Here is a 2587-nt window from a genome sequence, read left to right on the forward strand (position 1 = left end):
ATTCTTGATACTGCTGGTACTGAATATATGGCAGCGATCGCCAATGACAAGATCAAAGAGATTATCGAATATCAAGACTCTCGTGGCTTCACGATCTATGTTGAGCAATTGTATAAGAGCATTGCGGCGACAATGGAAAAAGATCACCCCGATACCCACAAACAATTCATTGCAAGTTTAGAAAAGCTCAAATCAGCTTATCCGAGTCCGCTTGCTCCAGAAAAACCCGTTCTATCTGTTGCTGATATGTCGGCGCTGATCAAAACGAATGAACAAGCGGCTGCTAAAGTTTATTCAAAATCATAAATATTGCATAAATATTGGATAAGAAGTGCAAAGCACTTCTTATCCAATATTTATAAATGAACTCTACTAAACACTATCCAGATAATTCCATGGACTTCAGCTTAACTCTTCCCACCTTTGTCATTACCTTACGAGAAGGCGTTGAAGCCGCCTTAGTGATTGGCATTGTCATGGCATATCTCAAACGTGCCAAGCGATCTCATCTTAATCGATGGGTATTTGCTGGTATTGGTGCTGGACTGATAATTAGCGGAATAGTCGGCGTAATATTTAATTGGTTTATGCAGAGCGTCGGTAGTAGCAATCCATCTATATCGCCGATTTTGGAGCCATTACTCGAAGGTGTGTTTAGTGTTGCCGCGATCGTCATGTTGACTTGGATGTTAATCTGGATGACAAAACAGAGTCGGGCGATTAAAGGTGAAATCGAAGGCTCTTTATCGAATGTGTTAGGCAAAGGTAGAAAAGCTGGCTTAGGAATTTTTGGATTAATCTTATTTGCCATTTTGCGCGAAGGTTTTGAAGTAGTGTTATTTATTTCAGCAAAATTCCAAGAAGGATTTATGCCAGCGCTTGGAGCCATAAGTGGAATCGCTGCCGCCACAGCGATCGCGTTCGCTCTATTTAAATTTGGTGTTCAGATTAATATCCGTGCCTTTTTTAAAATCATGGGGTTTATGCTGCTATCGATTGTTTCGGGCTTAGTAATCTCTGCTCTGGGACATTTCGACAATGCACTACGGATTTTGTCCCAAAGCGATCGCAAATCAGAATCAATTTGTTTTTATTATGAGCATTTTGTCCGCGAACATTCTTGTGTCCTTGGCAATATGGTCTGGAATAGCAGCAAAGTATTACCTGCTGAGAAATTTCCAGGAGCGATCCTCAGTTCACTGTTTGGCTATACTGACAAACTTTATCTAGTCCAAGCGATCGCCTATGTTCTGTTTTTTGCGATCGTCGGCACAATTTATTACCGAAGTTTAGGCGATCGGCTAAAAACAAAGTAAAAAAAGGGCTTCGCAAAGCAAAGCCCTTTTTTTGGCTTGAAAGGTTAAGTTTTAACTGTTGCTTCCCATAGCAAGCAAAACCTATGATGAGATCTAGGTGAACTCTAGTTTTTGAGGAAATTTCTATGACTACTATCCGTGAAGTAACTGGCGATCCTAATGAATTTTGGAGTGAAATAGGCTGGTCAGATATGACTAGTGCTGAGCAAGCACTCTGGTCACAATTAGGTTGGAGTGAAGAAAGCTGGGAAGAGGAGGATGATTTTCCTGAATGGGACGATTTGTCCGATGAAGATAAAAAAATGTGGGGCATCCTTGGCTGGACTCAATCTAGCTGGGAGGGAGAAGATGACATCCCTGAATCAGCAGAAAAACTCTGGGAAGACCTCACCAGTGAGGAGCAATCAGCGGCAACTCAGCTTGGCTATACCCAAGAGAAATGGGACGACGACGAGGAAGTCTAAGTCTTAAAAACTATAGTCAGAGGCTCGTCTCTGACTATAGTTTTTAAGCGATCGCAACAATTTTAAAATTTCTGATCGTAAATTCACCCATTTCGCGTTAGAATAGCAAAGCCCTTTGGGGGTATGGCGGAATGGTAGACGCTACGGACTTAAAATCCGTTGACTGTAAGGTCGTAAGGGTTCAAGTCCCTTTACCCCCATTTTGTTTCGCTGCAAAGAGTAGGAAGTAAATAATGACTTTTGAAGAGATGCAAGCGGTAATAGCAGGAATGTTGGAAGTGCAACGTAACTTGCAAGAAAGTCAGCTACGAGATCGTCAAGACATTTTGCTGTTAATTGAGCAAAGCAAGCAAATTTCAAATGTGCAACGCAACTTGCAAGAAAGCCAAATTCGCGATAGACAAGACATCGAGCTAATGCTAGATAAGTCTAGGCAACAGGAAAGGATGATCGATCGTCTGATTGGTTATAGCCTGTCCTATGAAGCAGACAAACTAGATTTAGAGCAAAGGATGACTGAGCTAGAACGTAAGAGGGCGGAGCGTGGACAATAGGCATATTTAATTACAAATCCAAACCCGTAAGGTTGCGCCCCTGCGGGGCGCAACCTTACGGGTTTGGGTAATTTATTTTGCACAAGTACTTACCATGCGGCAACAATTTTCTGCATAGTCTTTTCAGCAAGCCCCTGAACATTAGCAATTACATCTTGAATTGATTGGAATTTTTGTTCTGGTTGCTGCAATCTCAGTTCATCTATTGGTTTGGCAAACTTGGTATTTCCTTTTGCTGATTTTGCTAAACTAC

Annotated in this window: 3 protein-coding genes, 1 tRNA gene and 1 pseudogene; all 5 read left to right on the forward strand. The window is 41.7% G+C overall.

The window, feature by feature from the left end:
- Nucleotides 1-306, forward strand: a pseudogene (locus APA_RS09425) (helix-hairpin-helix domain-containing protein); the annotation flags it as partial.
- A 56-nt stretch (nucleotides 307-362) separates the two neighbouring features.
- Nucleotides 363-1316, forward strand: a complete 954-nt coding sequence (locus APA_RS09430; RefSeq protein ID WP_236579476.1) for an FTR1 family protein — start codon at nucleotides 363-365, stop codon at nucleotides 1314-1316.
- Between the two features lie 125 nt (nucleotides 1317-1441).
- Entirely contained in the window at nucleotides 1442-1780 is a 339-nt protein-coding gene (locus APA_RS09435) for a hypothetical protein (RefSeq protein WP_142653180.1), read from the forward strand.
- A 117-nt stretch (nucleotides 1781-1897) separates the two neighbouring features.
- Nucleotides 1898-1980 (forward strand) — tRNA-Leu (locus tag APA_RS09440).
- A gap of 33 nt (nucleotides 1981-2013) precedes the next feature.
- Nucleotides 2014-2334: a hypothetical protein gene (locus APA_RS09445; protein ID WP_201322036.1), complete on the forward strand. Its 321-nt coding sequence runs from the start codon at nucleotides 2014-2016 to the stop codon at nucleotides 2332-2334.
- The last annotated feature ends 253 nt before the right edge of the window (nucleotides 2335-2587 follow it).

The sequence above is a fragment of the Pseudanabaena sp. lw0831 genome (assembly GCF_016584665.1).
In the GTDB taxonomy this organism is placed as follows: domain Bacteria; phylum Cyanobacteriota; class Cyanobacteriia; order Pseudanabaenales; family Pseudanabaenaceae; genus Pseudanabaena.

Bases quoted from the DNA above. Each gene is read 5' to 3' on its own strand.
- APA_RS09430 (WP_236579476.1), top strand. From the start codon at position 363: ATGAACTCTACTAAACACTATCCAGATAATTCCATGGACTTCAGCTTA.
- APA_RS09435 (WP_142653180.1), top strand. From the start codon at position 1,442: ATGACTACTATCCGTGAAGTAACTGGCGATCCTAATGAATTTTGGAGT.
- APA_RS09445 (WP_201322036.1), top strand. From the start codon at position 2,014: ATGACTTTTGAAGAGATGCAAGCGGTAATAGCAGGAATGTTGGAAGTG.